The 24,945-nt window shown below is 75.5% G+C and carries 21 protein-coding genes; 15 read left to right on the top strand and 6 right to left on the bottom strand.

Annotated features, from left to right (window positions below; all coding sequences use genetic code 11):
• The first annotated feature begins 71 nt into the window (after positions 1–71).
• Both ACIBPB_RS17845 and ACIBPB_RS17840 read left to right on the top strand, forming a co-directional pair.
• Complete coding sequence (locus ACIBPB_RS17845; RefSeq protein WP_396840964.1) at positions 72–683, top strand: alpha-ketoglutarate-dependent dioxygenase AlkB; 612 nt, start codon at positions 72–74, stop codon at positions 681–683.
• Positions 684–777: 94 nt separating this feature from the next.
• A complete protein-coding gene (locus tag ACIBPB_RS17840) occupies positions 778–2,115 on the top strand; it encodes a uracil-xanthine permease family protein (RefSeq protein ID WP_396840678.1) in 1,338 nt (445 codons plus the stop codon).
• 153 nt (positions 2,116–2,268) lie between these two features.
• Here the strand turns inward: ACIBPB_RS17840 and ACIBPB_RS17835 are convergent, their stop codons facing one another.
• A complete protein-coding gene (locus ACIBPB_RS17835; protein ID WP_396840677.1) occupies positions 2,269–4,758 on the bottom strand; it encodes a DNA topoisomerase (ATP-hydrolyzing) subunit A in 2,490 nt (829 codons plus the stop codon).
• A gap of 29 nt (positions 4,759–4,787) precedes the next feature.
• On the bottom strand, positions 4,788–6,845 hold the full coding sequence (locus ACIBPB_RS17830; RefSeq protein ID WP_396840676.1) for a type IIA DNA topoisomerase subunit B: 2,058 nt from the start codon (positions 6,843–6,845) through the stop codon (positions 4,788–4,790).
• Positions 6,846–7,049: 204 nt separating this feature from the next.
• Here ACIBPB_RS17830 and ACIBPB_RS17825 point away from each other — a divergent pair, with 204 nt between their 5' ends.
• Both ACIBPB_RS17825 and ACIBPB_RS17820 read left to right on the top strand, forming a co-directional pair.
• Complete coding sequence (locus ACIBPB_RS17825; protein WP_396840675.1) at positions 7,050–7,709, top strand: class I SAM-dependent methyltransferase; 660 nt, start codon at positions 7,050–7,052, stop codon at positions 7,707–7,709.
• Positions 7,710–7,860: 151 nt separating this feature from the next.
• The gene (locus tag ACIBPB_RS17820; RefSeq protein WP_396840674.1) at positions 7,861–9,117 is read left to right on the top strand and encodes a hypothetical protein; all 1,257 of its coding nucleotides are present in this window, start codon (positions 7,861–7,863) and stop codon (positions 9,115–9,117) included.
• A 225-nt stretch (positions 9,118–9,342) separates the two neighbouring features.
• Here the strand turns inward: ACIBPB_RS17820 and ACIBPB_RS17815 are convergent, their stop codons facing one another.
• Both ACIBPB_RS17815 and ACIBPB_RS17810 read right to left on the bottom strand, forming a co-directional pair.
• Positions 9,343–9,975 (bottom strand): methyltransferase domain-containing protein, encoded by a 633-nt coding sequence (locus tag ACIBPB_RS17815; protein ID WP_396840673.1) that lies wholly within the window; start codon positions 9,973–9,975, stop codon positions 9,343–9,345.
• Positions 9,975–10,406, bottom strand: coding sequence for an Rrf2 family transcriptional regulator (locus ACIBPB_RS17810; protein ID WP_357318005.1), 432 nt, complete (start codon positions 10,404–10,406; stop codon positions 9,975–9,977). Before ACIBPB_RS17810 ends, ACIBPB_RS17815 begins: the two co-directional genes overlap by 1 nt.
• Before the next feature lie 156 nt (positions 10,407–10,562).
• On the opposite strand from ACIBPB_RS17810, the gene ACIBPB_RS17805 reads away from it, so the two are divergent.
• Positions 10,563–11,777, top strand: coding sequence for a globin domain-containing protein (locus ACIBPB_RS17805; protein ID WP_396840672.1), 1,215 nt, complete (start codon positions 10,563–10,565; stop codon positions 11,775–11,777).
• A gap of 309 nt (positions 11,778–12,086) precedes the next feature.
• Here ACIBPB_RS17805 and ACIBPB_RS17800 read toward each other — a convergent pair whose 3' ends face one another.
• Positions 12,087–12,947 (bottom strand): YwiC-like family protein, encoded by an 861-nt coding sequence (locus ACIBPB_RS17800; RefSeq protein WP_396840671.1) that lies wholly within the window; start codon positions 12,945–12,947, stop codon positions 12,087–12,089.
• Positions 12,944–13,273, bottom strand: a complete 330-nt coding sequence (locus tag ACIBPB_RS17795) for a cupin domain-containing protein (RefSeq protein WP_046563593.1) — start codon at positions 13,271–13,273, stop codon at positions 12,944–12,946. Before ACIBPB_RS17795 ends, ACIBPB_RS17800 begins: the two co-directional genes overlap by 4 nt.
• A gap of 196 nt (positions 13,274–13,469) precedes the next feature.
• Between ACIBPB_RS17795 and ACIBPB_RS17790 the strand changes: the two genes are divergently transcribed.
• The 10 genes from ACIBPB_RS17790 (at position 13,470) to ACIBPB_RS17745 (ending at position 24,914) form a co-directional block, all read left to right on the top strand.
• Positions 13,470–15,122 carry a carbamoyltransferase gene (locus ACIBPB_RS17790; protein WP_396840670.1) on the top strand — a complete coding sequence of 551 codons (1,653 nt, stop codon included), beginning with the start codon at positions 13,470–13,472 and terminating at the stop codon, positions 15,120–15,122.
• Positions 15,119–16,144, top strand: a complete 1,026-nt coding sequence (locus ACIBPB_RS17785) for a glycosyltransferase family 2 protein (RefSeq protein ID WP_396840669.1) — start codon at positions 15,119–15,121, stop codon at positions 16,142–16,144. Before ACIBPB_RS17790 ends, ACIBPB_RS17785 begins: the two co-directional genes overlap by 4 nt.
• Entirely contained in the window at positions 16,144–17,769 is a 1,626-nt protein-coding gene (locus ACIBPB_RS17780; protein ID WP_396840963.1) for an HAD-IIIA family hydrolase, read from the top strand. The genes ACIBPB_RS17785 and ACIBPB_RS17780 overlap by 1 nt, the downstream gene beginning before the upstream one ends.
• A 49-nt stretch (positions 17,770–17,818) precedes the next feature.
• Positions 17,819–18,802 (top strand): glycosyltransferase, encoded by a 984-nt coding sequence (locus tag ACIBPB_RS17775; RefSeq protein ID WP_396840668.1) that lies wholly within the window; start codon positions 17,819–17,821, stop codon positions 18,800–18,802.
• On the top strand, positions 18,787–20,004 hold the full coding sequence (locus ACIBPB_RS17770; protein WP_396840667.1) for a glycosyltransferase: 1,218 nt from the start codon (positions 18,787–18,789) through the stop codon (positions 20,002–20,004). The genes ACIBPB_RS17775 and ACIBPB_RS17770 overlap by 16 nt, the downstream gene beginning before the upstream one ends.
• Positions 20,004–20,807, top strand: coding sequence for an SIS domain-containing protein (locus ACIBPB_RS17765; protein ID WP_396840666.1), 804 nt, complete (start codon positions 20,004–20,006; stop codon positions 20,805–20,807). The genes ACIBPB_RS17770 and ACIBPB_RS17765 overlap by 1 nt, the downstream gene beginning before the upstream one ends.
• The gene (locus tag ACIBPB_RS17760; RefSeq protein WP_396840665.1) at positions 20,804–22,210 is read left to right on the top strand and encodes a PfkB family carbohydrate kinase; all 1,407 of its coding nucleotides are present in this window, start codon (positions 20,804–20,806) and stop codon (positions 22,208–22,210) included. The genes ACIBPB_RS17765 and ACIBPB_RS17760 overlap by 4 nt, the downstream gene beginning before the upstream one ends.
• A gap of 76 nt (positions 22,211–22,286) precedes the next feature.
• Positions 22,287–22,982, top strand: coding sequence for an SDR family oxidoreductase (locus tag ACIBPB_RS17755; RefSeq protein ID WP_396840664.1), 696 nt, complete (start codon positions 22,287–22,289; stop codon positions 22,980–22,982).
• Positions 22,979–23,983: a glycosyltransferase family 9 protein gene (locus tag ACIBPB_RS17750; protein WP_396840663.1), complete on the top strand. Its 1,005-nt coding sequence runs from the start codon at positions 22,979–22,981 to the stop codon at positions 23,981–23,983. Before ACIBPB_RS17755 ends, ACIBPB_RS17750 begins: the two co-directional genes overlap by 4 nt.
• A gap of 73 nt (positions 23,984–24,056) precedes the next feature.
• Entirely contained in the window at positions 24,057–24,914 is an 858-nt protein-coding gene (locus ACIBPB_RS17745) for an alpha/beta fold hydrolase (RefSeq protein WP_396840662.1), read from the top strand.
• Positions 24,915–24,945 lie beyond the last annotated feature (31 nt).

The raw sequence follows: 24,945 nt of genomic DNA, 5'->3' as shown, positions 1-24,945 counted from the left end.
CATCCGTCGTACGCCTGTTCGATTCACGGGGTACGATCGGCGGCGTGTCCGACACCGCGTACCAGCCCTCGATGCTCGACGTCGCCGAGCAGGGCCCCGCTCTGGGGCCGCTCGCCGGCGGGCCGCGCCGGCACGAGCTGAGCCGGGGCGCCTGGGTCGACCACCTGCCCGGCTGGGTGAGCGGCTCCGACGCCGTGCTCGACACGCTGCTGCACGACGTGCCGTGGCGGGCCGAGCGCCGCACCATGTACGACAGCGAGGTCGACGTGCCCCGCCTGCTCTGCTGGTACGGCGCCGGCCGGCCGCTGCCCCACCCGCTGCTCACCGCCGCCCGGGACGCGCTGACCCGGCACTACGCACCCGAGCTGGGTGAGGCGTTCGTCACCGCGGGCATGTGCCTCTACCGGGACGGCCGGGACAGCGTGGCCTGGCACGGTGACACCCTCGGCCGGTCCGCGCACGTCGACACCATGGTGGCGATCGTGTCGTTCGGCTCGCCCCGGCCGCTGCTGCTGCGCCCCCGCGGCGGCGGCGGGACCAGCCTGCGCTTCCCGCTCGGCCACGGCGACCTGGTGGTGATGGGCGGCTCCTGCCAGCGCACCTGGGAGCACGCCGTGCCCAAGACCGCCCGCCCGGTCGGCCGCCGGGTCAGCGTGCAGTTCCGCCCGGCCGGGGTGGCCTGATCCCGAGCCGGGGCAGGCCGCCGGGCGGCGCCGTGCTAGAAACAACCCTCAGGGTCGATCACGCCCCCGTCACCTGACGACGCGAAGGGCGGCCATGACCCAGACCCCCACCTCCCGCTGGTCCCCCTGGACCCGGCACGGCGACGGCCGGTCCGTCACCCCCGGCGACGTGGTCCACCCCGACGAGCGGCTCACCTGGCCGCGCACCATCGGCGTCGGCGTGCAGCACGTCGTGGCGATGTTCGGCGCCACCTTCACCGTGCCGCTGATCACCGGCTTCCCGCCCGCCACCACGCTCTTCTTCTCCGGGCTGGGCACGCTGCTGTTCCTGCTCATCACCGGCAACCGGCTCCCCTCGTACCTGGGCTCGTCGTTCGCCTTCATCGCCCCGGTGCTGGCCGCCAAGACCGGCGGCGGCATCGGCGCCGCACTCGGCGGCATCGTGGTGGCCGGCGCCGCGCTCGCGCTGGTCGGCGTGCTGGTGCAACTGGCCGGCGCGCGTTGGATCGACGCGCTGATGCCGCCCGTGGTGACCGGCGCGATCGTCGCGCTGATCGGGCTGAACCTGGCCCCGGTGGCCTGGGACGGCGGCGGCAGCGGCACCGGGGTGAAGGCGCAGCCGCTGATCGCCGTGGTCACCCTGGTGGCGATCCTGACCGCCACGGTGATCTTCCGAGGCTTCCTGGCCCGGCTGTCGATCCTGCTCGGGGTCGTCGTCGGCTGGGTGCTCGCCGCCGTCCTCGGCCAACTCGACGACGCGGCGGTGAGCCGGCTCCGGTCGGAGGACTGGTTCGGGCTGCCCGACTTCCACACCCCCACCTTCAGCCTGCGCGCCGTCGTGCTGGTCATCCCGGTGATCCTGGTGCTCATCGCGGAGAACGCCGGGCACGTCAAGGCGGTCGCCGCGATGACCGGCCGCAACCTGGACCGGGAGATGGGCCGGGCGTTCCTCGGCGACGGCATCGCCACCGTGCTCGCCGGCTCCGGCGGCGGCTCCGGCACCACCACGTACGCGGAGAACATCGGCGTGATGGCGGCGACCCGGGTCTACTCGACCGCCGCGTACTGGGTGGCCGGCGTGGCGGCGGTGCTGCTCGGGCTGAGCCCGAAGTTCGGCGCGCTGATCCTCACCGTGCCGGCGGGCGTGCTGGGCGGCGCGACCACCGCCCTGTACGGCCTGATCGCCATCCTCGGCGCCCGGATCTGGATCGAGAACCGGGTCGACTTCCACGACCCGGTGAACCTGATGACCGCCGCCGTGGCGGTGATCGTCGGCGCGGCGAACTACACGGTCACCGCTGGCGACCTCTCCTTCAGCGGCATCGCCCTGGGCACCGGTGCCGCCCTGGTCATCTACCACGGCATGCGCCTCATCGCCCACCTCCGCGGCACCACCCCCGAGTCCCGCCGGGGCCCCGAACCCGAACTCTGACCCCTCCCCCGCGCACCGTGCGCCCGCCTGGTCGCGTTGATCATGGAGTGGGTGTCGGGGAGCCGGACCGGCCCAGGAGCGCGGGCAGGGCGGACGGAACGCCGGCTGGCGGGCCGGGCCGGCGGCGGGCAGCCGCCGGCCCGGCCCGCCGGGTCAGTCGCGTTGGATCTGGTGGCCGACGACGGTGGGGCCGAGCATGACGGCGAAGCCGGAGCCGTCCCGGCGCGGGTCCGCCGGGGGCAACTCGACCGGCTCGCCGTTGGCGGTCGCGCCGACCGGGCGCGCGCCGATCCAGGCCACCGCCAGGTCCACCTCGCCCTTGAGGAAACGCTGCGCGCGCACCCCGCCGGTCGCTCGCCCCTTCGCCGGGTACGCCTTGAAGGGCGTCACCTTGACCGTGGCGCCCGTCGAGGTGACCACCATCGGCTCGCCGTGCCCCGGGTCGTCGGTGCGGATCGCGCCGAAGTAGACCACCCGCGCCCCGGCCGGCAGGTTGATGCCGGACATGCCGCCGCCCTTGATGCCCTGTGGCCGCACCACGGACGCCGCGAAGCGCAGCAGCGACGCCTCCGAGGAGACGAAGGCCAGGGTCTCCGCCCCGTCCTTGAGCCAGGTCGCCCCGACCACCTCGTCGCCGTCCCGCAGCGAGATCACCTCGAACTCGTCGGAGCGGACCGGCCAGTCGGGCGCGCAGACCTTCACCACGCCGTGCCGGGTGCCCAACGCCAGGCCGGGTGAGCCCTCGGCGGACGGGCCGAGCGGGGCCAGCCCGACCACCCGCTCCCCGGCGGCCAGCGGCACCAGCTCGGCGGCGGACATGCCACCACGCAGCGACACCGTGCCGGACTGCTCGGGCAGCACCGGCAGCGGCAGCACGTCGATCTTGAAGGCCCGCCCGGCGCTGGTGACCAGCAGCACCCGCCCTCGGGCGGTGGAGTGCACGACGGCGCGTACCGCGTCGTGCTTCACCCGGCCGCTGCGCCGGCGCCCCTCGGCGGCCTCCTCCGACTCGGCCGCGGTCCGGGCGACCAGCCCGGTGGCCGAGAGGATCACCTGGCACGGATCGTCGGCGACCTCCAGCGGCCCGGCCGGCACGGACGCCGCCAGGACCTCCTTGAGGTCGCCGTCGACCAGGGTGGTGCGGCGCTCGGCGCCGAACTGCTTGATGACCGCGGCCAGCTCGTCGGAGACCAGCTTCCGCAGCACCTTGGGGTCGTCGAGGATCTTCGACAGCTCGGCGATCTCGCCGCGCAGCTTCTCCTGCTCGGCCTCCAGCTCCAGCCGGTCGTACTTGGTGAGCCGGCGCAGCGGGGTGTCCAGGATGTAGGTGGCCTGGATCTCGGAGAGCTTGAACTTCTGCATCAGGCCGTCCTTGGCGGCCTGGGCGTCCTCGCTGGCCCGGATCAGCCGGACCACCTTGTCGATGTCGAGCAGGGCGATCAGCAGGCCGTCGACCAGGTGCAGCCGCTCCTGGCGCTTGCGGCGGCGGTACGAGCTGCGCCGGGTCACCACCTCGTACCGGTGGGCCAGGAACACCTCCAGCAGCTCCTTGAGCCCCAGGGTCTGCGGCTGGCCGTCCACCAGGACCAGGTTGTTCACGCCGAAGGACTGCTCCAGCGGGGTGAGCCGGTAGAGGTCGGCCAGCAGCGCCTGCGGGTTGACCCCGACCTTGCACTCGATCACCAGCCGGGTGCCGTTCTCCCGGTCGGTGAGGTCCTTGACGTCGGCGATGCCGGCCAGCCGCTTGGTCTTGTTGACCTCGTTGGTGATGGCCGCGATGACCTTCTCCGCGCCGACGCCGTACGGCAGCTCGGTGACCGTGATGGCCTGGCGGCCCCGGCTGCCCTCGAGCGGGCCGGTCTCCACCCGGGCCCGCATCCGCACCACGCCGCGCCCCGTCTCGTACGCCCGGCGCACCTCGTCCAGGCCGAGCAGGAGCCCACCGGTGGGCAGGTCGGGGCCGGGGACGAACTCCATGAGCTTGTCGAGCGTGGCGTCCGGGTGGTTGATCAGCCAGCGGGCCGCCTGGACGACCTCGGCCAGGTTGTGCGGGATCATGTTGGTGGCCATCCCGACCGCGATCCCGGACGCGCCGTTGACCAGCAGGTTGGGGAAGGCCGCCGGCAGCACGGTGGGCTGGGTCAGCGAGCCGTCGTAGTTGGGCTCGACGTCGACGGTGTCCTCGCCGAGTTCGCCGACGAGCAGCATCGCCTCGCGGGACATCCGGGCCTCGGTGTAGCGCGCCGCAGCCGGGCCGTCGTCGGGGCTGCCGAAGTTGCCGTGCCCGTCGATGAGCGGGGCGTTGAGCGAGAAGTCCTGGGCGAGCCGCACCATCGCGTCGTAAATCGCCGCGTCACCGTGCGGATGGTACTTACCCATCACATCCCCGACAATTCGGGCAGACTTAACATGCCCCCGGTCCGGGCGGTGGCCCTGCTCGTACATGGACCAGAGGATCCGCCGGTGCACCGGCTTGAGCCCGTCGCGGGCGTCGGGCAGGGCCCGGGAGTGGATGACCGAGAACGCGTACTCCAGGTAGGAGTCGGAGACCTCGGTGACCAGCGGGTTGTCGAAGACCCGGGCGCCGGCCTGGTCGAACGCGGACAGGTCGGCGCGGGCGCGGTCGTCCCTACGGCGTGCCATGGTTCAGCTTTCCTTCCGTGACCCGGTCATCAGGCGTCGATCGCGTCGCGGTCGACCCGGTCGGCCGACTCGATGAGCCAGTTGCGGCGGGGCTCGACCTTCTCCCCCATGAGCAGTTCGAGGATCCGCTCGGCGGCCTCGACGTCGTCGAGCGTGATCCGGCGGACCGCCCGGGTGGCCGGGTTCATGGTGGTCTCCCACAGCTCGTCGGCGTCCATCTCACCGAGGCCCTTGAACCGCGGGATCGGGGTGACGATCTGCTTGCCGGCCTTCTCCAGCTTGCGGACCGTCGCCTCCATCTCGGCCTGGGTGTAGGTGTAGACGGTCTGCGGGTTGCGCCCCTTCGTGGTGATCTTGTGCAGGGGCGGCATCGCCGCGTAGAGCCGGCCGGCCTCGATCAGCGGCCGCATGTAGCGGGCGAAGAGCGTGATCAGCAGGGTACGGATGTGCGCGCCGTCGACGTCCGCGTCGGCCATGATGAGCACCCGGCCGTAACGCAGGGCGGACAGGTCGAAGGTGCGCCCGGAGCCGGCGCCGAGCACCTGCACGATCGCCGCGCACTCGGCGTTGTCCAGCACCTGCTGGAGGTTCGCCTTCTGCACGTTGAGGATCTTGCCGCGGATCGGCAGCAGCGCCTGGTATTCCGAGGAGCGGGCCATGCGGCTCGTCCCGAGGGCGCTGTCCCCTTCCACGATGAACAGCTCGCTGCGCTCCACCCCGGTGGCCCGGCAGTCGACCAGCTTCGCCGGCATCGACGCGCCCTCCAGGGCGGTCTTGCGCCGGGCGGCGTCCTTCTGCTGCTTCTGGGTGAGCCGGACCCGGGCCGCGTCGACGATCTTCTGCAGCACCGTGCGCGCCTCGGCCTTGGTCCTGCGGTCCTCCAGCCAGGCTTTCAGGTGCGCCTCGACCAGCCCCTGGAGCACCTTGGTGATGCCGGCGGTGGAGAGCTCGTCCTTGGTCTGCGAGGTGAACTGCGGCTCCGGGATCCGCACGTGCACCACCGCGGTCATGCCCTCCAGGACGTCGTCCAGGGTGGGCGCGTCCTCCTTGGGCTTGAGCAGGCCGCGGGTGTTGCGGGCGGCCTCGGCGAGGGTACGCACCAGGGCCCGCTCGAAGCCCTTGCGGTGGGTGCCGCCGTGGGCATTGCGGATGGTGTTGGTGAAGCACTCGACGGTGCGCTCGTATCCGGTGCCCCAGCGCAGCGCGATCTCCACCTCGGCCCGGCGCTGCACGTTGGACTGCATGACGCCGTTGGCGTCGGCGGCGTTCTCCCGGTAGGTGCCCTCGCCGCTGACCAGCAGCGTGCCGGAGACCGGCCGGTCGCCGGCCGGGGCCAGGTATTCCACCATGTCGGTGAGGCCGTTGGGGAAGTGGAAGCTCTCCTCCACGGCCTGCTCGCCGGTCTCGTCGCGCAGCCGGTAGGCCACGCCGGGGACCAGGAAGGCGGTGTTGCGCAGCTTGAGCCGGACCGCCTCGGTGTCCAGCCCCGCGCCGGTCTCGAAGTAGCGCGGGTCGTGCCACCAGCGGATCGAGGTGCCGGTGCGCTGGCCGCGCTTCATGGCGCCGACGATCTGCAGGCCGGGGCCGGGGGTGAAGCGGGCGTCCGGGCCGGCGCCGTCGAAGATCCCCGGTACGCCGTGCCGGAAGGACATCGAGTGGACCTTGCCGCCGCGGCGGACCGTGACGTCGAACCGCCGGGACAGGGCGTTGACCGCCGAGGCGCCCACCCCGTGCAGGCCGCCGGAGGTCTTGTAGCCGGAACCGCCGAACTTGCCGCCCGCGTGCAACCGGGTGAGCACCAGCTCGACGCCGGAGATGCCGGACTTGGCGTGCACGTCGGTGGGGATGCCGCGACCGTCGTCGTCGACCTGCACCGAGCCGTCGGCGTGCAGGATCACGTCGACCTTCTTGGCGTGACCCGCGACACCCTCGTCGGTGGAGTTGTCGAGGATCTCGTTGACGAGGTGGCCCACGCCACGGCTGTCGGTCGAGCCGATGTACATGCCGGGGCGCTTCCGGACGGCGTCCAGGCCCTCCAGGTGCGTCAGGTCGTCGGCCCCGTAGAGGGTCTCAGGCTGTGCGGTCAACTGGTCGTACTCCCAGGTCTCGGCGGTGTGGTGCCGGTCACCGTGCGATCCCCCACGTCGATCGCCAGGCGCGGCGCGCCGGAGCGAGCCTAGCCCGGCGCTCTGACAGACCCGTGGCACCCGTGCGGTGCGTTGTCCGGTTACGCTCCGGCGGGGTCCGGGCCCGCTGCCCCCGTAGAGGTGGGCCGGAGTGAGGAGGCGTCCGTGCAGGACAACGATGCGACCGGCCGGTTGTCTTCCCGGCCGCCCGCCGCGGACGACCCGATCGGCCGGTTCGAGCGGCTCTACGCCGAGGCCGAACGGGGCGAGGCCGAGGTGCCCTGGGACCGGGACGCCCCGCATTCCCTGCTCGCCGAGTGGACCGCACGGGTCCGGCCGGACGGGTCCGGCCGCACCGCGCTGGTGGTCGGCTGCGGCTTCGGCCGGGACGCCGAGCACCTGGCCACGCTGGGCTTCGCCACGGTCGCCTTCGACATCTCGCCCACGGCGGTGCGGGGTGCGCGCCGCCGCCACGCCGGTTCCCCGGTCCGGTACGAGACGGCGGACCTGCTCGACCCGCCGGCCGACTGGCTGGGCGGCTTCGACCTGGTGCTGGAGAGCATGAACGTGCAGGCGCTGCCGGCAGGGCTGCGGGAGCGGGCGATCCCGGCGGTCGGCCGGTTGGTCGCCCCGGGTGGGATGTTGCTGGTGATCGCGGCCGGCCGGCGCGACGGCGAGCCGGTGGACGGGCCGCCGTGGCCGCTGACCCGGGCGGAGGTCGACGCCTTCGCCGCCGCCGGCGCGCTCGTTCCGGCCCAGGTGGAGGAGATCGTGGTGCCGGACGGCGGCCTCCGCTGGCGGGCCGAGTTCCGCCGCGCCGGCTGACCCACCCCGAGAGCCGACGGGCCCATCCGACAGTCGACGCGCCGGACATCCGCACCGGATGTCCGGCCATTGACGCGTGTCACATGCCCGTGATCTGATCGCCTCCTCGGAGAATCTTTCATATTTCTATGAATGGATGAGGGGGTCGCGGATGTCCATGCTCCGTCGTACCGTGCTCGCCGCGACGCTGGCCGTCGCCTCGGTGGCCCTCCCGGCCGCCGTGGCGCCCGCCGGCCCGGCCACGGCCGCCCTGCCCACCGCCGCGGTGGCGCTGGGCGACAGCTTCATCAGCGGTGAGGGCGCCGGGGCGTACGCGCCGGTGGTCGACGTCAACGGGGTGAGCCAGGGCTTCCCCGGCTGGTCGGCGGCGAACAGCAACGCCTACTTCTGCCACCGCTCGCCGAACGCCTCGCTGTTCCAGGCCACCCTGCCCGGCATCAGCGCCCGGTTCAACCTGGCCTGCTCCGGCGGGCAGCCGTACGACATCGCCAGCGCCTCGTCCACCCGGGCCAAGGGCCGGCAGGTCGCGGCCCAGCTCGACCAGCTCCGGGCGGTGGGGCGGACGCACGACATCGACCTGGTGCTGATCGGCCTCGGCTCGAACAACAGCTCCTTCACCTTCGGCAGCGTGGCGGAGAAGTGCGCCAACCGGTTCATCGCCGACGCCTGGACCGGCTGGTGGGAGTTCTGGGCGTACCTGGGCGGACCGGTCGAGCAGGAGCCGTGCAGCGACGCGGACCTGGCCACCGCGGCGCAGTTCAGCGCCGCGACCGCGGAGACCACCGCGGCGGTACGGCAGATCCTCACCACCCTCGACCAGATCGACGCCGACGGCCAGCACCGGGTGGTGTTCCAGGACTACACCAACCCGCTCCCCACCGACCTGGCCTCGGTCTACTGGGAGGAGGACAGCCGGGACGACACCCGGGACAAGTTCCGGGCCCTGGGCGCCGAGCGGTACGCGGCCGGCTGCCCGATCCACCGGGCCAGCCTGGCCCCCGGGCAGCGCTTCTCGCAGGGCCTCGGCACCATGGTCAGCTCGGTACGGACCAGCCTGGCCGGCGAGTTCCCGCAGGCGGACCTGGTCTACCTGAACGTGCAGCGCGCGTTCGACGGGGCCCGGCTCTGCGAGTCGTCGGGCAGTCCCGGCAACGCGCTGGCCACCCCGATCCGGCTGATGGACGGCCCGACCGGCACCTTCGTCACCAGCCTCTCCGGCTACGACAAGCTCGACATCCAGCGGATCGCCAACGCCTGCGGCACGTACTTCCAGACCTGCCAGGAGTCCTGGCACCCGAGCGCGGCCGGCCACCGGGTGCTCGGCACCTGCCTCAGCGGCGCGGCCACCACCGCGGCGCGGACGGTCTCCTGTGTCCGGTCCTCGAACGGCACCATCACGGTGAGCTGACCGCCGCCCCCTCGTGGGGTCCGCCCGGGGCGGACCCCACGAGGGCTCGCGGCGAATCCTCGCGGCGGGCCGGTCCGGCGCACGGCACCATCGCCGGCAGTCCGGCGCGCGGGATCAGGGCCGCACGAGATCGGGATCGCCGGGATCGGGGTCGCACGGGGTCAGGGCCGCACGGGGTCAGGGCCGCACGGGGTCAGGGCCGCACGGGGTCAGGGCCGCACGGGGTCAGGGCCGGACGGCGGTGCCGAGGACGTGCGGCGCGGCCGGCCCGCCGATCCCGGTGGGCGGAAAGCGCAACCGGGCCAGCTCCGCGACGGTGAACCCGGCCGCCTGGATGGCGGCCACCGTGTCCCGGCCGGTGTGGCAGCCGGCGCAGACCACCGGCCAGAGGGTGGCGTCCGCCCAGCGCTGGACCCGGCGCAGCCCGGGGGTCTCCGCCACGACGTGTTCGTAGAAGCGGAGTTGCCCGCCCGGGCGCAGCACCCGGCGCGCCTCGCGCAGGGCCACCGCCTGGTCCGGCACCGAGCAGAGCACCAGGGAGAACACCACCGCGTCGGCGGCGGCGTCGGCGACCGGGAGCGCCTCGGCGAGGCCGGCGGCCACGGTCAGCGGAACCCGGGCGGCGGCTGCTCCGGCCACCGCGGCGGCGCGCAGCCGCGGTTCGGGCTCGACCGCCAGCACTCCGGTCACGGTGGCGGGATAGTGCGGGAACATCCGGCCGTTGCCGGCGCCGACCTCGACCACCCGCCCGCGCAGCCCGGCGACCAGGCGACGGCGGTGCTCCGCCACGCCGGCCTGGTCCATCGCCACGCTGGCGCGGGTGAAGAGCCGGGCGAAGAGCGGGTGCGAGACGCCCATCAGGACCGGGCCACGCCGAGGGTGAGCAGCAGCGGGCCGGCCGGGCCGGCGACCAGGTCGCCGAGGCGTACCTCGTCGAGCACGGCCAGGAACGCGGCCTGGGCCCGGCGTAGCTGACCGCGGAGCCGGCAGCCGCCGACCAGCGGGCAGGCCGGCTCCTCGCAGGAGACCACCTCGCCGTCGCCCTCGAAGGCGCGGACAACGTGCCCGACGGTCAGCTCGGCGGCGTGCTCGGCGAAGGCCACTCCGCCGGAGCGGCCGCGGATGGTGACCAGCACCCCGAGCCGCTGCAACCGCTGGACCACCTTGGCCACGTGGCTGCGCGGCAGGGAGAGCTGCGCGGCAAGCTCGTCCACGGTGGCCCGGCTCGGGGACGCCGCGGTGAACATGGCGATCCGCAATGCCATGTCCGTCGAGCGGTTGAGCTTCACACCACCGACCCTAACGAGCGGCGCCAACCCGCGAAACGGGCCGGCCGGCCCGATCCGGGCTGTGATTCTCGCGACCCGCGCCCCGGGACTTTCGACCCTAAAGAGGAGTCTGGGATTCCGATTTCGTGGTGATCGAACTGATCGACACCCGAAGGAGTGGTCGTGCTCTCGCAATCCTCAGCAGCAGTGGTGGTGGCGACGCTGCCCGCCGTGCAGGCGCACGGTGAGGCGATCACCGGCCGTTTCTACCAGCGGATGTTCGACGCGCATCCCGACCTGCTGAACATCTTCAACCGAGGCAACCAGGCGACCGGGCAGCAGAAGGCCGCGCTCGCCGCCGCCGTGGTCGCGTACGCCGAGCACCTGACCGGCGGCAGCACCGTGTCCTGGGGGCCGATCCTGGACCGGATCGCGCACAAGCACGCCTCGCTCGGCATCACCGCCACCCAGTACCCGATCGTGGGCCGGCACCTGCTCGCCGCGGTCGGCGAGGTGCTCGGCGACGCCGTCACGCCCGCCGTCGCGGCCGCCTGGGACGAGGTCTACTGGCTGCTGGCGTGCGAGCTGATCGCGCGGGAGGCGCGCCTCTACGCCGGCGCCGGGGTGCCGGAGGACGGCAGGGTGTGGCGGGAGTGGCGGGTACGGGAAAAGATCGGTGAGACGCCCGACGTGGCGTCGTTCACCCTCGTTCCGGCCGACGGCGGCCCGCTGCCCGTCTTCACTCCGGGCCAGTACGTCTCGGTCGCGGTCGACCTGGACGGCGGCCGGGGCCAGCAGATCCGGCAGTACAGCCTCTCCGGCCGCCCCGGCGCCGACCACTGGCAGATCACCGTCAAGCGGGTACGCGGCCTGGCCGGCGAGCCCGACGGCATGGTCTCCACCTACCTGCACGAGCGGGTGGCCGCCGGGGACACCCTCCGGCTCAGCCCGCCGTTCGGCGAGGTCAGCGCCATCGGCGACGGCGAACCGCTGCTGCTGATCAGCGCCGGCATCGGCCTCACCCCGGCCATGGCGGCGCTGGCGCACCTGGCCGACGCCGAGCCCGAACGCCCGGTGGCCCTGGTGCACGCCGACCGGGCCGGCACCGCACACGCCCGGCGGCGCGAACTGGTCGGGCTCCAGGAGCGGCTGCCCAACCTGTCGGTCCGCCTCTGGTACGAGGACGCCGCCGACGCCGAGGTGGCCGGCCTGAAGGCGGAGGTCGCCGACGGCCTGGTGGACCCGGCGCTGATCCCGCTCACCCCGGAGGCGTACGTGCACCTGTGCGGCCCGGTGCCGTTCATGTCCCTGGTCCGCAGCGGACTGCTGCGCCGCGGCGTGCCGACCGAGCGGATCGCCTACGAGGTGTTCGGCCCGGGCATGCTGCACTGAGCGCGCCACCACCCCGGCAACCGGGCCGGCGCCGGGCACAGACCCCGGCGCCGGCCCGGTCACCCTCCTCGAGAATCCGACCCCCGTCACCTCTCCCCGGTCCCGCGGGGCCCGCCACGCCCGCCCGCTACACCGGCCCGCAGTCCTCGCCCCACCTACCTACCGCGATCCCGCCCTCCCGCCGCGCCCGTCGCTGGACCGGGCCCCTGGCCGGCACGTCCAGTTGCCCGCAGCGCAGGGGACGGCCGGCCCGGTCGAACGGCGGGCTGCCGGAAGGCGGGGTTGGTCAGCGGCGGCAGGCGATCAAGGTCAGGCCCAGCGGGCGATCACGGCGGCGAGCACCAGCACCGCGCCGACCAGCTCGATCATCCCGACCTGGACCGGGGCCAGCCGCCGGCCGGGCAGCAGCGCCGCGCGGAGGAACAGCGCCGCGAAGACCGCCGCCACCACCGGCCCCCAGCCGGCGGCCACCGCCACCAGCAGCGCCGCCAGGTGGTACGCCCCGGAGGCCCACCGGTATTCGACGCTCTCCCGCTCCCGGATCATCGTCTTCACGTAGAGCACCGTGCCGACCAGGTATGCGCCGACCGCCGCCGCCACCCCGGCGACCGCGGCCACGGAAACCCCGGCGACCGTCGCCACCACGAAGACCACCAGCACGCTCTGCGCCACCGAGGCGAGGTCGTTGAGCAGCGCCCGTTCGTGGCGGCGTCGGGCGTACGCGGCGTTGACGGCGACCAGCGCGGCGAAGAGCGGGGCGTAACCGAGCACCGTCGGCCGGGCGAGCAGCACCGGCAGGCCCAGCAGCGCGGTGGCCGCGCCGTAGAGGAGCAGTTGGGGGCGGACGCGGGCGGGGCGCGCCGTCTTCACGGCCAGCAGGGCGTAGTAGGAGAAGAGGTAGCCGGCCAGCCAGGCGCCGAGCAGCGGCAGGTGCGGCCAGCGCGGGCCGGTCACGCCGACCGCCGCGGCATACGGGAGCAGCAGCATGGCCCAGGCGCCGTGCTGGGGCGGCAGCCAGCGGTGGCGGCGCCCGCGGGCGGGGCGCCCGGCCCGGGCAGGACGGGCGGGGCGGCCGGCCCGCGACCCGGCAGCCGGGGCGGCCGGGCGGGCAGCCGGGGCGGCCGGGCGGGCAGCCGGGGCGGCCGGGCGGGCCGGGGTGGCGGCGGTCATCGGCGGACGACCGTGAGCAGCGCCACCGCGTCCTCGTCGGCGTGCAGCGCGTGCCGGGCGTCCGGGATCACCAGCAGGTCCCCCGCCGCGCCGGGCCAGGACTCGTCCTGGGCGACCAGCCGGACCCGGCCACGCAGCACCTGCAGCGTCGCCTCGCCCGGGCTGGCGTGCTCCTGCAACGCGCGCCCGGCGACGAGAGCGATCAGCGTCTGTCGCAGCGCCGTGGCGGGACCGCCGTAGACGGTCCGCGCGCTGCGCCCGCTGTCGGTGGCGCGGGCCAGGGCGAGTTGCTCGTCGGCGAGCACGGAGAGCGACGACGGGGACACGGAACACCTCCAGGTCTGCGCGGGCCGGCGACCATAAACAGGAGTTTACGTTGCCTCTTTGCCTAGCTTGGTCAGCTTCCGCCCCGACAACCAGGGACTTTGGTCCCTCATTCGAATCTCCACACGAGACGTTTGCCGTCTCGCGGAAGTCGATGATCTACAGGTTAGGAAGCGGACGCGAGGGTAGGGACTGCTCATGCACGTCCTTGGCATCAACGCGATCTTCCACGATCCGGCCGCCGCCCTGGTGGTCGACGGCCGGGTGGTGGCCGCCGCCGAAGAGGAGCGGTTCAGCCGCCGTAAGCACGGCAAGCGCCCGGTGCCCTTCTCCGCCTGGGAGCTGCCCGAGTTGTCCGCCGCCTGGTGCCTGGCCAGCGCGGGCATCGACGTCGACAGTCTCGACGCCGTCGCCTACTCCTTCGACCCCGGCCTGTGCCGGGACACGGCTGAGCTGGGACTCAGCGATCCGTGGGACTGGCTGCGCGTCGACTACGCCCGGCGGGCCCCGCAGTTCCTCGCCGCCGCGCTGCCCGGCCTCGACCCGGACAAGGTGCGCTTCGTGCCGCACCACGTGGCGCACGCCGCCTCCGCCGGGCTGGCCGCGCCGCCGGCCGGCGACGACACCGCGGTGCTGGTGCTGGACGGGCGCGGCGAGGTGGCCAGCCACCTGGCCGGCGTATACCGGGACGGGCGGTTGTCGACGCTGCGGTCCCAGCAGCTGCCGCACTCCCTCGGCCTGCTCTACGAGGACCTGACCCGGCACCTCGGCTTCCTGCACTCCAGCGACGAGTACAAGGTGATGGCGTTGGCCTCCTACGGCAGGCCGCGGCACCTCGGCATGCTCCGCGAGCTGGTCCGGGTCACCGACGACGGCGGCTTCCAGGTCGAGCGGATCGACTGGGCCAGCATGGCCAAGGCGCGCACCGCCGACGGCGAGATGACCGACGACCACGCCGACCTGGCCGCCAGCGTGCAGACCCGGCTGGAGGAGGTCATCCTCGACCTGTCCCGCTGGCTGTACGACGCCTCCGGCGGCGCCACCACCCTCGCCATGGCCGGCGGGGTGGCGTTGAACTGCGTGGCCAACGCCCGGATCGCGGCCGAAGGGCCCTACCGGGACGTCTGGGTGCAGCCGGCGGCCGGCGACGCGGGTACCGCGCTGGGCGCCGCCCTGCACGTGGCCGGCGAGCTGGGCGACCGGTCCGCGCCGATGAGCGGGGTGGACCTCGGTCGGGGCTGGTCCGACGAGGAGCTGGAGGCGGAGCTGCGCCGGGCGGCGCTGCCGTACACCCGGCCGGCGTCGATCGCCGCCGAGGCGGCCCGGGTGCTCGCCGACAACGGCATCGTCGCGTGGTACCAGGGGCGCAGCGAGTACGGCCCGCGGGCGCTCGGCCACCGGTCGCTGCTGGCCCACCCGGGCGACCCGGACACCACCCGGCGGATGAACGACGTCAAGGGCCGCGAGCAGTTCCGGCCGATCGCCCCGATGGTCCGCGCGGAACGCTTCGCGGAGATCTTCGAGGGCGTCTACCCCAGCCCGTACATGCTCTTCGTGCACCGGGTGAAGCCGGCGTGGCGGGACCGCGTCCCGGCCGTCACCCACGTCGACGGCACCGCCCGGGTGCAGACCGTGCACCCGGAGACCGAGCCGGTGCTGGCCGAGCTGCTGGCCGAGTTCGAGCGGCGTACCGGGCTGCCGGTGGTGGTGAACACCTCGCTGAACACCGCCGGACGGCCCATGGTGGACACGCCCCGGGAGGCGATGGAGCTGTTCGGCTCGGCCCCGGTGGACCTGCTGGCGCTCGGCCCGTTCGCGGTGCACCGCCGCGCGCTGGGCGGTGGCCGGTGATCAGCCTGGTCGTGCCGACGCTCGGCCGGTCCAGCCTGGCGGTGCTGCTGGGCGCGCTCGCCGACCAGCTCGGCGAGCTGCCCGAGGTGGAGGTGCTGCTGGTCGACGACCGGCGCGACGACACCGGGGAGCTGGCGGTGCCGGGGGTGCTGGCCGCGTACACGAAGGTGCTGACCGGGCGCGGCGCGGGCCCGGCGGCGGCCCGCAACCTCGGCTGGCGGGCCGCGCACGGCGCGTGGGTGGTCTTCCTCGACGACGACGTGGTGCCGGCACCCGACTGGGCCCGGCGGCTCCGCGCCGACCTGGCGACCACCGGCCGGGTCGGCGGCGTGCAGGGCGTGGTCGAGGTGCCGCTGCCCGCCGGCCGCCGCCCCACCGACTGGGAACGCGGCACCGCCGGGCTGGCCGAGGGAAAGTGGATCACCGCCGACATGGCGTACCGGCGGTCGGTGCTGGCCGCCGTCGGCGGCTTCGACGAGCGGTTCCCGCGCGCCTACCGGGAGGACGCCGAGCTGGCCCACCGGGTCCGACGGGCCGGTTGGGTGCTGCTCCCCGGCCGGCGGCGGGTGACCCATCCGGTACGCCTGGAAAGCCGCTGGGTCAGCCTGCGCACCCAGCGCGGCAACGCCGACGACGCGCTGCTGCGCCGGCTGTACGGCCGCAGCTGGCGTACCGACCTCGGGCTGCCGCCCGGCCGCCGGCCCCGGCACGTCGCCGTCACTGCCGCGGGTGCGGTGGCGCTGGCCGCCCTGGCGCTGCGCGGCCCGGCCGGTGACCGGCGACGGGTCCTCGGCGTGCTGTCCGGCCTGGCGGCGCTGGGCTGGGCGGCCGGCACCGCCGAGTTCGCCCGGGACCGCATCGCGCCCGGCCCGCGCACCACCGACGAGGTCACCACCATGCTGGTGACCAGCGCGCTCATCCCGCCGCTGGCGGTCGGCCACTGGGTACGCGGCTGGTGGCGGGCCCGGGCGGTGCCCGCCGGGGCGCTGGTCGGCGCGGACCGGCCGGGGGCCGGACGGTGATGGTCCCCTCCGCCGCCGGGAGCGCCCGCCCCGAACCGACTCCCGGCCTGTACGACGCGGTGCTGCTGGATCGGGACGGCACGCTGGTCGAGGACGTGCCCTACAACGGCGACCCGGAGAAGGTCCGGCCGGTGCCCGGCGCCCGGGAGGCGCTGGACCGGCTCCGCGCGGCCGGGTTGCGGCTGGCCGTGGTGACCAACCAGTCCGGGCTGGCCCGGGGCTACTTCACCGAGGCGCAGATGCGGGCCGTGCACGCCCGGATCGAGGAGCTGCTCGGGCCCTTCGACCACTGGGCGATCTGCCCGCACGACGACACCGACGGCTGCTCCTGCCGCAAGCCGGCGCCGGGCCTGGTGCACGAGGCCGCCCGGGCGCTCGGCACCGCGCCCCGGCGCTGCGTGCTGGTCGGCGACATCGGGCGGGACATGACGGCCGCGCTCGCCGCCGGGGCCACCGGCGTGCTGGTGCCCACCCCGGTGACCCGGCCCGAGGAGGTCGCCGCGGCGCCGACCGTCGCCCGGGACCTGCCGGCCGCGGTGGACGAGATCCTGCGCCGGATGCGGGCGGTGCGGCCGGTCACGCCGCGCGCCGGTCGGGCCGGCACGGTCCTCGTGGTACGCAGCGACTCCGCCGGGGACGTGCTGGTCACCGGCCCCGGCATCCGGGCCGTCGCGGCCGGCGCCCGACGGGTCGTGCTGCTCTGCGGGCCACGCGGCCGGGCCGCCGCCGACCTGCTCCCCGGCGTCGACGAGATCATCGAGTGGCCGCTGCCCTGGATCGACGCCCCCGCCCCACCCGTCGACCCCACCGACATGCACGCCCTCATCGACCGGCTCACCGCCGTCGCCGCCGACGAAGCCGTCATCTTCACCTCCTTCCACCAGTCCCCACTACCCCTGGCCCTGCTGCTGCGGATGGCCCGCGTACCCCGGATCAGCGCGATCAGCGACGACTACCCCGGCTCGCTGCTGCACGTCCGGCACCGCGTGCCGAACGGGGTGCCGGAGCCGGAACGCGCGCTCTCCCTCGCCGCCGCGGCCGGCTTCGCGCTGCCCGCCGGCGACGAGCCGGGCCTGCGGCTGCGCGCCGACCTCGACCGCTCCGGCGACCGCCGTCCGCCCGCAACCACGGGGGTGCCCGAGGGCGGGTACGTGGTGGTGCACCCCGGTTCCTCGGTGCCGGCCCGGGCCTGCCCCGCGCACCGCTGCGCGGAGATCGTCGCGGCGCTGGCCGCCGACGGGCACCGGGTCCTGGTCACCGGCGGTCCCGACGAGCGGGCGCTGACCGCCCGGGTGGCCGCCGCCGGCGGCACCGACCTGGGCGGGACGACCGACCTGGCCGGGCTGGCCGGGCTCGTCGCCGGGGCCCGGTGCCTGGTGGTCGGCAACACCGGTCCCGCCCATCTCGCCGCCGCCGTCGGCACTCCGGTGGTGAGCCTCTTCGCGCCGACCGTCCCGTTCGGACAGTGGGGGCCGTACCGGGTGCCGGTCGCCCGGCTCGGCGACGCCGGGGCCGCCTGCCGGGACACCCGGGCGGCCGTCTGCCCGGTCGCCGGGCACCCCTGCCTGAGCGGAGTGGACCCGGCCGCGGTGGTCGCGGCGGTCCGGCTCCTCGCCCCCGGCTGACACCGCCGCACCCCGCCCACCCCCGCACCCGCCGCCGACGAGGAGAGAGATGAACGTTCTGCTGTGGCACGTGCACGGCTCCTGGACGACGTCGTTCGTGCACGGGAGACACCGCTACCTGGTGCCGGTCACGCCCGACCGCGGCCCGTACGGGCTGGGCCGGGCGCGGACGTACGCCTGGCCGGACAGCGCTGTCGAGGTGACGCCCGAGGAGCTGCGGACGGCGCAGGTGGACCTGGTGATCCTGCAACGGCCGGAGGAGCTGGAGCTGGCGGAGCGGTGGCTGGGCCGCCGCCCCGGCCGGGACCTGCCGGCGATCTACGTCGAGCACAACACCCCCAAGGGCGACGTGCCGAACACCCGGCACCCGATGGCCGACCGCGACGACCTGCTGCTCACCCACGTCACCGCGTTCAACGAACTGTTCTGGGACAACGGCGGCACCCGCACCACCGTCGTCGAGCACGGCGTGGTCGCCCCGGCCGTCGAGTGGACCGGCGAGCTGGACCGGCTCGCCGTGGTCACCAACGAGCCGGTCCGCCGGTGGCGGGTCACCGGCACCGACCTGATGCCGCGCTTCGCCGCGGTGGCGCCGCTGGACGTCTTCGGCATGGGGGTGGCCGGGCTGCCCGAGGCGCTCGCCGCGGCCGGCGCGCCCGGCCTACCGGTGACCGGACACGAGGACCTGCCGCAGGACCGGATGCACGCCGAGGTGGCCCGGCGCCGCGCCTACCTGCACCTGTGCCGGTGGACCTCGCTCGGGCTGAGCCTGATCGAGGCGATGACCATGGGCATGCCGGTGATCGCGCTGGCCACCACCGAGGCCGTGGAGGCCGTGCCGCCCGGCGCGGGGGTGCTCTCCACCCGAATGGACACGCTGGTCGAGGCGGCCCACTGGCTCGCCGCGGACCGGGACGCCGCGTACCGCCTGGGGGCGCGGGCGCGCGAGGTGGCGAAGGAACGGTACGGGCTCGACCGGTTCCTCGCCGACTGGGACCGACTGATGGAGGGGGAAACATGCGCATCGCGATGATCTCGGAGCACGCCAGCCCACTCGCCGTCCTCGGCGAGGAGGACGCCGGCGGCCAGAACACCCACGTGGCGGAGCTCGCGGCGGCGCTGGTCGGCGCGGGGCACGACGTACGGGTCTACACCCGCCGCGACTCCACCGCCCTGCCCGGGTCGGTGTCCACCCCGGACGGGTATCAGGTCTGTCACGTGCCCGCCGGGCCGGCGCAGCGGGTGCCCAAGGACGAGCTGCTGCCGTACATGGGCGAGTTCGGCAGCTGGCTGGCCGACACCTGGCGGCGCGGCGACTGGACCCCGGACGTGGCGCACGCGCACTTCTGGATGAGCGGGCTGGCCACCGTGCACGCCGGCCGCCGGACCGGGGTGCCGACGGTGCTGACGTACCACGCCCTCGGCACGGTGAAGCGGCGCCACCAGGGCAGCCGGGACACCAGCCCGCCGGGGCGGATCGGCTACGAGCGGGCGCTCGGCCGGGCCGTGGACCGGGTCATCGTGCAGTGCGAGGACGAGGTCCGCGAGCTGGTCCGGATGGGCGTACCCCGGTCCCGGATGGCGCTGGTCCCGTCCGGCGTGAACCAGGCCGTGTTCCGCCCCGACGGGCCGGTGGCGCCGCGCGACCCGGCCCGGCCGCGGATCCTCACCGTCGGCCGGATGGTGGAGCGCAAGGGCTTCCTGGACGTGGTCCGGGCGCTGCCGGCGGTGCCGGACGCCGAGTGCGTGGTGGTCGGCGGTCCGCCCGCCGGCCTGCTGCCCGCCGACTCGTTCGCCCGGCGGCTCACCGCGCTGGCCGAGTCGTGCGGGGTCGCCGACCGGGTGCGGCTGGTCGGCGGGGTGGCCCGCGAGGAGATGGGCGCCTGGTACCGCTCGGCCGACGTGCTGGTCGCCGCCCCCTGGTACGAGCCGTTCGGCCTGACCCCGCTGGAGGGCATGGCCTGCGGGGTGCCGGTGGTCGGCACGAACGTCGGCGGGATCGCCGACACGGTGGTCGACGGCCTCACCGGCGACCTGGTCCGGCCGCGCGACCCGCGCGCGCTGGGCACCGCGATCCGCCGGCTCCTCGCCGACCAGGTCCGCCGCTTCGCGTACGCCACGGCGGCGCTGGACCGGATCCGCAGCCGGTACTCCTGGAAGCGCTGCGCCGAGCAACTCGGCGCGGTCTACGCCTCGCTGGCCACGGTGGCCCGCCCCGCCCCGGCGGTGGCCTGATGACCCCGCACGACACCCTCGACGCCCACCTGTCCGGGCTGGCCGCGGCGCTGCTGCCGTACCGGCGGGAGGCGGCCCGGCTGGCCGACTGGGGCACCGAGCTGGCCTGGACGCTGGCGCGGGGCGGGCGGCTGCTGGTGGCCGGCAACGGCGGCAGCGCCGCCGAGGCCCAACACCTCACCGCCGAACTCGTCGGCAAACTCCGCGACGACCGCGAACCACTGTCCGCCATCGCCCTGCACGCCGAAACCTCCGCCCTCACCGCCATCGGCAACGACTACGGCTACCACGAGGTCTTCGCCCGCCAGGTACGCGCCCACGGCCGACCCGCCGACATCCTGCTGCTGATGTCCACCAGCGGCACCAGCGCCAACCTGCTCACCGCCGCCCACGCCGGCCGGGAAACCGGCCTGCGCTGCTGGGCCTTCACCGGTCCGGCCCCCAACCCCCTCGCCGAGGCCTGCCACGATGTGCTCGCGGTGCCGTCGCCGGACAGCCAGGTGGTGCAGGAGCTGCACCTGGTCTCCACCCATCTGCTCTGCGAGTACGTCGACCAGGCGCTGCCGCTGATCCGGCAGCTGCCGACCGCGTCGCTGCCGGCGCCCCGGTCGGCCGCGCTCGCCCGCTGGGCCGCCGCCCCAACCGCCGACGGCCTGGGCGTCACCGGCCACCGGTCCCCGGACCACAACGGACACGGGAGCAACGGGCACGGGACCAACGGACACGGCAGCAACGGACACGGGACCAACGGACACGGAGCCAGCGGATCCGGGATCGCCGGTGCGGGGCGGGTGCAGCCGTGAACGGGCCGCTCGTGGTGGTCGGCGACGCCCTGCTGGACCGGGACGTCACCGGCGTGGTCGGCCGGGTCGCGCCGGACGCGCCCGTACCCGTGCTGGACGAGCGCTCGAGCACCGACCGGCCGGGCGGCGCCGGGCTGGCCGCGCTGCTCGCCGCCGCCCCGGACAGCGAGGTCGCGCTGGTGACCGGGCTCGCCGACGACGCCGGCGGGGCCCGGCTGGCCGAGCTGCTCGCCGCGGCCGGGGTGGAGGTCTACCCGCTGCGCCTGCCCGGCGCGACAGCCGAGAAGATCCGGCTGCGGGCCGGCGGGCAGACGCTGCTGCGGCTGGACCGGGGCGGCGAACCGCGGCAGCCGGGCGAGCCACCGGAGGCCGTGCTGGAGCTGCTGTCCCGGGCCGGAGCCATCCTGGTCAGCGACTACGGCCGTGGCGTGGTCCGCCAGCCGGCGCTGCGGGCGGCGCTCGCCCGGGCGGCCGCGCCGGTGGTCTGGGATCCGCACCCGCGAGGCCCGGCCGCGGTGCCCGGGGTCCGGCTGGCCACCCCCAACCTCGGCGAGCTGCGCCAGCTCACCGGCGACGCGGGGGCGGGCAACGCGCTCTCCACCGCCACCCGGGCCGGGCACGAGCTACGCCGCCGCTGGCGGGCCGGCGCGGTGGCGGTGACCGTCGGCGCGGACGGCGCGGTGCTCTGCCACGCGGGCGCCACCCCGCTGGTGGTGCCGCCGCCGGCCGGCCCGGACCACGTCGAGGACACCTGCGGCGCCGGGGACCGGTTCGCCGCCACGGCCGCGCTCGCGCTGGCCGGCGGCGCGTCGGTCGCCGAGGCGACCCAGGAGGCGGTGGCCGCCGCCTCGGCGTACGTGGCCGCGGGCGGGGCGGCCGGGCTGCGCCGCGAGGCGGAGCAGCCGGCCACGCCGGCCGCCGCGCGCACCGCCGAGGACCTCGTGGCCCGGGTGCGCGCCGACGGCGGCACGGTGGTCGCCACCGGCGGCTGCTTCGACATCCTGCACGCCGGGCACCTCGCCACCCTCCAGGCGGCCCGGCGCCTCGGCGACTGCCTGGTGGTCTGCCTCAACTCCGACCGCAGCGTACGCGGGCTCAAGGGGCCGGAGCGCCCGGTGAACCCGGAGGAGGACCGGGCCGGCCTGCTGGCCGCGCTGGACTGCGTCGACGCGGTGGTGGTCTTCGACGAGGCCACCCCGCACCAGGTGCTGGCCCGGCTGCGACCCGACCTCTGGGTCAAGGGCGGCGACTACGGCGACGGCGCCGACCTGCCCGAGGCCGACCTGGTGCGCCGCTGGGGCGGGCGGGTCGTGACCGTGCCCTACCTGGCCGGCCGGTCCACCACCGGCACCATCTCCGCCGCGCGCACGCGCGGCCTCCACCTCGTCAAGGGAGCGGTATGAGCAAGCGTCAGCGAGCGAATTGTCAACGCAGTGCGATGGTGCCGCAGGACGGCACGAAGCGAAGCGGAGTGCTGGCATGAGCAGGGACCTGAACGGACGCACGGTGCTGGTGACCGGCGGGGCGAGCGGCCTCGGCGCGGCGGTGGTGACCGCGGTGGCCAAGGCCGGTGGCCGGCCGTACGTGCTGGACCGCCGGGCGCCGGCCGACGGGGTGCCCTGGGTCGAGTGCGACCTGGCCGACACCCGGGCCGCCGAGGCGGCCACCCGGCAGCTCGCCGAGCAGGCCGGCGGGCTGGACGGCGTGGTGACCGCCGCCGGGATGGACGTGCCGGGCCGACTCGCCGACGTCGACGGCGCGACCTGGGACCGGATCGTGGCGATCAACCTGCTCGGCACCGCCGCGGTGGTCCGGGCGGCCGTGCCGCACCTGGAACGCTCGCACGGCACCGTGGTGACCGTGGCCTCCACCCTCGGCGTCAAGGCGGTCAGCGACGCCACCGCCTACTGCGCGGCGAAGTTCGGGGTGGTCGGCTTCACCCGGGCGCTCGCCGCCGAGCTGGCCGGCACGGTCGGCGTGACGCTGCTGATCCCCGGCGGGATGCGTACCGCGTTCTTCGACGACCGGGACGACCGGTACAAGCCGGGCCCGGACGCGGTCCTGAACGACCCGGCCGACACCGCCGAGGCGGTCCTGTTCGCCCTCACCCAGCCGCCCGGCTGCGCCGTGCGGGAGCTGGTGGTCTGCGCCGAGCAGGAGTCGTCGTACCCGTGATCCTCGTGCTCCGGGCGCTCGGCGTCGGCGACCTCGCCACCGGGGTGCCGGCGCTGCGGGCGCTGCGCGCCGCGTACCCCGGTGGGGAGCTGGCGCTGGCCGCGCCGCGCTGGCTGGCCCCGCTGGTGGCCCTGGTCGGCGGGGTGGACCGGCTGGTCGAGGCGGACGGGCTGGGCCCGCTGGCCTGGCCCGGCCCGCCGCCCGCGCTGGCGGTCAACCTGCACGGCCGGGGCCCGCAGTCGCACCGGATGCTGGCCGGGGTCCGGCCGCGCCGGCTGTTCGGGTTCGCCAACGCCGAGGCCGGGCACCGCGACGGTCCGCCGTGGCGGGCCGACGAGCACGAGGTGGACCGCTGGTGCCGGCTGCTGGCCTGGTACGGCATCCCGGCGGACCGCACCGACCTGGCGCTGCGCCGTCCTGACCCGGGCGGGCTGCCGGCCGGGGTGAGCATCGTGCACCCGGGGGCGAAGGCGGCCCAGCGGCGCTGGCCTCCGGAGCGGTTCGCCGCGGTGGCCCGGGAGCTGACCGCGCGGGGCCACCGGGTGGTGCTGACCGGCAACCCGGGCGAGCGGCCGCTCGCCGAGGAGGTGGCCCGCCGCGCCGGGCTGCCGGCCGAGGCGGTGCTGGCCGGGCAGACCGACCTCGGCGAGCTGGCCGCCCTGGTGGCCCACGCCCGCCTGGTGCTCAGCGGCGACACCGGGATCGGGCACCTGGCCACCGCGTACGCGACGCCGTCGGTGCTGCTCTTCGGCCCGGTGCCGCCGGCGCACTGGGGGCCGCCGCCGGACCGCCCGTGGCACCAGGCGCTCTGGGTGGGGCCCCGACCGGCCGCGGCCGGGGCGACGGCGGTGCACCCGGCGCTGGCCGAGCTGGACGTGCCGGCCGTGCTGGCCGCGGTGGACCGGGTCGAGGCCGCCGCCCCCGCACCGGCCCGGCTCCCCCGCTCCCGGCCGGCGGCCGATGGCCCGACCCGGCAACCGGCCGCGACCGCTCTGCGCTGACCGGCCGACCCGGCAACCCGCCGCGACCGACCCGTTGCTACCCGCCGGTAGCTTGCCGTCGTAGGCTGAGCCGGTGAGCGGGGACTACACGCAGGAGTTCGTCGACGTCGACGGGGCGCGGCTCGGCGTCCAGGTCTACCCGGAGCCGGCCGGGCCGCCCGGGGCGCCGGTGGTGGTGATCTGGCCGGCCATGGGGGTACGGGCCCGCTACTACCGGCCGTTCGCCGCGGCGCTGCGCGACGCCGGCCTCGCCGTGGTCGTGGTGGACCTGCGCGGCACCGGCGAGAGCACCCCGGCGCCGGCCCGCAGCTGCCGGTACGGCTACGCCGAGCTGGCCGCCGACGTGGGCGCGGTGCTCGACGCGCTCAAGCCGCGGCTGGACGGGCGGACCCGGCTGCTGCTCGGGCACTCCCTCGGCGGCCAGGTCGCGGTGCTGCACCAGGCCCTGCACGACGCCGACCGGGTGGACGGGCTGGCCCTGGTGGCGGTCGGCATCCCCTGGTGGCGCGGGTACCCGGGGGTACGCGGCTGGGGGGTGCTGCCGTACACCCAGGGGATCGCGGCGGTGGCCCGGCTGCTCGGGGTCTGGCCCGGCTGGGGGTTCGGTGGCCGGCAGGCGCGCGGCGTGATCCGGGACTGGGCGCACACGGCGCGCACCGGGCGGTTCCCGGTGCTGGACGGCGTGGACGCCGAGGCGGCGGTGGGCACGATCCGTACCCCGGTGCTCGCGGTCAGCGTGGACGACGACCAGTACACCCCGCACGAGACGCTGGACCACCTCTGCGGCAAGCTGGCCGCCGCCCCGGTGACCCGGCACCGCTACACGGTGGCCGAGGCCGGCGCGCCGCTGGACCACTTCACCTGGGTCCGCGCCGGCACCCCGCTGGCCGCCCGGGTCGCCGCGTTCGCCGCCGCCCTGCCGCCGCGCTGAGGCCCGTCTCGCCGGCCCGGCGGGACGCGTA

The sequence above is a fragment of the Micromonospora sp. NPDC049836 genome (assembly GCF_044465125.1).
Classification (GTDB): domain Bacteria; phylum Actinomycetota; class Actinomycetes; order Mycobacteriales; family Micromonosporaceae; genus Micromonospora.
This window is presented reverse-complemented; position numbering and strand designations above follow the sequence as displayed.